Genomic DNA, 3,950 nt, shown 5'->3' with positions numbered 1-3,950 from the left:
CCACAGCGGTTCAGGATGTGGCTCGGCCGCGCGAAATCGTCCGGCGGCGTCACCCCCATCCCCGCCCTTCCCCCATCAAAGGGGGAAGGGAGAAGAGCAGCGCGCATCCGCCTAGACCTTCGCTTGATCAAACGCCTGCCGCACCAGCCCCGCGATCTCGCGGCACGCGCCATCCGCCGCCGGGATCGCGCCGGTGAAGGCCGTGAACCCGTGCGCCAGGCTGTCGTAGCAGCGGTAAAGCACCGGCACGCCGGCCGCCTGCAGGCGCTTGGCGTAGCCCTCGCCCTGGTCGACCAGCGGGTCGAAGCCGGCGGTGGCGATGACGGCGGGGGCCAGGCCGGCGAGGTCGGCAGTCTTGTCCGGCGACAGGCGCGGATCGGCCGGGTCGGCGTCGGCGCCCATATAGTGGCCCATGAACCAGTCCATGGTCGCGCGGGTCAGCGGATAGGCGTCGGCATAGGTGGTCATGGACGGCGTCTCGCTGGCCACGTCCACGGCGGGATAGATCAGCAGCTGGAGGGCCGGCTGAGGCTCGCCCTTGCGCTGCATCTCCTGGGCGATGATGGCGGCGAAGTTGCCACCCATGCTGTCGCCGCCGATGGCCGGGGCGACCGCCGCCGCGCCGAAGCGGCCGGTGTTGTCGCGCGCCCAGCGATAGGCGGCCAGGACGTCCTCCAGCCCGGCCGGGAACTTGTGGTCCGGGGCCAGGCGATAATCGACCGAGATCACCGCCGTGCGGGCGATCCGCGCCAGGATCGAGCAGAAGGCGTGGCAGGTCTCCAGGTCCCCTATCACCCCGCCGCCCATGTGGGCGTAGACGATCAGCGGCGCGGAACTGTCCTGGCTCTCCGGTCGATAGGCGCGGCAGGGGATGGGACCATTCGGCCCCTCGATCGACAGGCTCTCGGTGCGCACGCCGGGCTCCAGCGGGCCCTGCACGGCGGCCAGGCCCTTGGCGCTGCCGGCCACGGCCTCGGCGGGCGAGACGCTGCTCATCGGCGGCATCTTCTTGGCCGCGTGGGCGAAGAACTGGAAGCGGGGGTCCAGGGTGCGACCGCCCTTGTAGACGACCCCGCCGCCCGACATGGCCCGCAGGACTGGGCTGGGCAGCGACAGGATCAGCTTCAGGATGGTTTTCTGGGCGGCGTCCGAGGCCATGATCTACTCCCCACTCTTTGTTGTTGTTCTTTAAAGTCTCGGCAGCGCCGGCAGCCCACCCAGGATCAGCTTGACCGCGAAGTCCGCCGCGCCCTCGGTATCGACCGGCCGCCGCTCCAGCATCTTGTCGCCGATCTCGCGGGCCACGGCGATGCAGGCGGTGGTCAGGTAGTCGAGATCCACCGGCGGAGCGTGGGTCTGTTCCAGCACCCGGGCGAAGGCCTCGCGCACCTCGTCGAACACGGCGGTGACCTCGGGGGAGGGGCGGGCGTGCGGGATCTGCTCGCCCGGCGGCCGGTTGATGCGCCAGCTCTCCTGCTCGACGGCCACGAAGTTGAAATAGGCCAGGATCGCACCCCGCACGAAGCCTTCGAAGTCGGTGGCCTTTTCGGATTCAGCCCGCAGCAGCGGCCGGAAGCGCCGCGCGCCGTCGTCGGCCAGAGCGTCGAACACCTCCTCCTTGGACTTGTAGTAGTTGTAGAAGGTGCCCGAGGCCAAACCCGTGCGGCGGATGATGTCGCGCACCGTAGCGGCGTCGTAGCCCAGCTCGCCGAACACCTCGCGCGCGGCGTCCAGGATCGCCTGGCGGTTGGCGGTCTTGGTGCGTTCCCGCTTGCCCGGTCGCTGGTCGATATGGGGCTTGGGGAAGTAGGCGATATTCGACATGGACCGCGACTCGAAGGCGGGACGTTCGTGACGCCCCGTCATGATCACAGCCTTACTCTGCGGCAAGAGGCAAGACCTTCGAGCCTGTCCATTTCGGATGCCGACATCCGAAATGGATAAACAGGCTCGACCACTAAGATGGATGGCATGCGTTAGCATGCCATCCGGGCTCGCGGTTGAATCGGCAGGGGATTACCGGCGGCCTTGGCCCGCTTAATGCCCCGCTTAAGCTCCTTGCGCAGATCAAAGGCGTACTCCCCGCAATTGATCTGGATCGTGTGCCGGGCCGAGGCGACGTAGTGCGACTTCACCCCCTGGTGCATGGCGTCGCGCTCGCGGGCCATGGTCGCCGGGTCGGGCATGGCGTAGCGGCCGGTCAGGTAGGCGGCGATCAGCTTGGACTGTTCCTCGGCGATCGGCATCATGGCGCACAGCGGCTGGACCAGGGCGACCATGAACAGGTTGTCGAAGCGCGGGTCGACCATCCGCTTCCACAGGGCGATGTCGTTGTCGGGCGCGTCGATGGTCAGCTTGTCGAAGAACGGGAAGGTGATCTTGTAGCCGGTGCACCAGATCACCGCGTCGGCCTCGACCGACGTGCCGTCCTTGAAGAACACCTGTTTCCCGTCGAACCGCTCGATGTCGGGCTTGATGCTCACGTCGCCCGAGCCGATGCGGTTGTAGAGCTCGTGGCTGATGGCCGGGTGGCTGGCGCCGAAGTCGTGGTCGGGCTTGGGCAGGCCGTGGTCCTCGGGCCGGCCGTGCACGGCGGCGATCTTCTTCTCGATGGCCTTGGCGACCATCTTGCCGGGCAGGATCCGCGCCATCAGCGGCGGGTCTTCGCTCGGATGGTTGTTGAAGAAGTCGAGCACGTCCGAGCCGAAATAGCGCGGCACCACCCAGTAGCCGCGGCGGACCGACAGATAGACCCCGTCGGTATTTTCCCGCCGGCCCAGCTCGCAGGCCAGATCGAGCGCCGAATTGCCGAAGCCGACGATGACCACCGTCTTGCCGCGCAGGTCGTGCGGCGTGGCGGGGTCGATATAGTAGTGGCTGTGCATCTCCAGCCCGTCGAACTTGCCGGGCGGCTTGGGCTCGGGCCAGCGCGGGTCCCAGTGGTGGCCGTTGGCGACGCAGAGGGCGTCGTAGAGCCGCTTCTCGCCGGTCTCCAGGGTGATCTCCCAGAGCCCATCCTCGCGCCGCTTGGCCCAGGTCACCGCGCACTGGAAGGTGATCCGGTCGCGGAAGCCGAAGTGGTCGACGTAACTGTCGAAGTACGTGGCGATGTGGCTGTGGTGCGGATAGTCCGGATAGTCGGCCGGCATCGGGAAGTCCGAATAGGCCATCTTGTCCCGGCTGGTGTTGATGTGCAGCGAGCGGTAGGCGCTGCTCATGCCGTTGGTGTTCTGGAACACCCAGTTGCCCCCGACCCGGTCCGAGGCCTCGAAACAGTCGAACGGGATGCCGGCTTCGTGCAGCTGCTTGCAGGTGGCGATGCCCGACGAGCCCGCGCCGATGACGCAGACCTTGGGCAAGGCGAAGGCGGCGGAGCCATCGGCCATCGAGCTTCCTCCCGTCGCCGGTGGACCGGCGACTTATCGTTGTTCAGGAAGGATGCGCCGCTGGTTGAGGGCGTCAATGTTTACGCGAGGGGAAGATCGCCCACCGCCCGACCTCCCCCACATCCGTTTCCCCGGCGAAAGCCGGGGCCCAGATGGAAGAGCGTTGGGGTGGGTTCTAAGGAACTCTGAGTTTTTCCAATCATCCCCAGCGCCATGAGATCTGGGCCCCGGCTTGCGCCGGGGAGACGGGGTTTGTGGTTGGAAGCGCTAAAGCCCCTTCACCGGCGCCTCGATCTCCCACACCGCCTCGGTGATCGCCTCCAGCTTCTCGCGGTACAGGGCCGAGGCGTCGTGGAGGCCCTGGTTGTAGTAGTACGGCCCTAGCCGCTCGCTCACGAAGTCGAGCAGGAATTCGGCATCGAAGCCCTTCACGTCCAAGTCCAGCTCGGTCCGCAGATAGTCCGAGAGCCCGCCGATCAGCTTGGCGCGGGTGTCCTTGTCGAAGGTGATCTTGGGCATGTGGCTTTCTTCTCCCTTCCCCCTTGATGGGGGAAGGGCGGGGTT

4 protein-coding genes are annotated in these 3,950 nt (G+C 67.0%); all 4 read right to left on the bottom strand.

The window, feature by feature from the left end; translation table 11 throughout:
• Positions 1–111: 111 nt before the first annotated feature.
• The gene (locus AC07YH_RS26610; RefSeq protein ID WP_494749895.1) at positions 112–1,158 is read right to left on the bottom strand and encodes an alpha/beta hydrolase; all 1,047 of its coding nucleotides are present in this window, start codon (positions 1,156–1,158) and stop codon (positions 112–114) included.
• A gap of 30 nt (positions 1,159–1,188) precedes the next feature.
• Complete coding sequence (locus tag AC07YH_RS26605; protein ID WP_494749894.1) at positions 1,189–1,824, bottom strand: TetR/AcrR family transcriptional regulator; 636 nt, start codon at positions 1,822–1,824, stop codon at positions 1,189–1,191.
• 152 nt (positions 1,825–1,976) lie between these two features.
• Positions 1,977–3,386: a flavin-containing monooxygenase gene (locus tag AC07YH_RS26600; protein WP_494749893.1), complete on the bottom strand. Its 1,410-nt coding sequence runs from the start codon at positions 3,384–3,386 to the stop codon at positions 1,977–1,979.
• Between the two features lie 267 nt (positions 3,387–3,653).
• On the bottom strand, positions 3,654–3,905 hold the full coding sequence (locus tag AC07YH_RS26595; RefSeq protein WP_494749892.1) for a DUF2164 domain-containing protein: 252 nt from the start codon (positions 3,903–3,905) through the stop codon (positions 3,654–3,656).
• Positions 3,906–3,950 lie beyond the last annotated feature (45 nt).

It is taken from the genome of Caulobacter sp. GW456-12-1-14-TSB4, assembly GCF_059424195.1.
The sequence above is the reverse complement of the archived record's forward strand: the minus strand, read 5'-3'. Positions and strand labels throughout refer to the sequence as shown.

Coding starts and splice junctions, on each gene's coding strand:
- AC07YH_RS26610 (WP_494749895.1), bottom strand. CDS start 1,158: ATGGCCTCGGACGCCGCCCAGAAAACCATCCTGAAGCTGATCCTGTCG.
- AC07YH_RS26605 (WP_494749894.1), bottom strand. CDS start 1,824: ATGTCGAATATCGCCTACTTCCCCAAGCCCCATATCGACCAGCGACCG.
- AC07YH_RS26600 (WP_494749893.1), bottom strand. CDS start 3,386: ATGGCCGATGGCTCCGCCGCCTTCGCCTTGCCCAAGGTCTGCGTCATC.
- AC07YH_RS26595 (WP_494749892.1), bottom strand. CDS start 3,905: ATGCCCAAGATCACCTTCGACAAGGACACCCGCGCCAAGCTGATCGGC.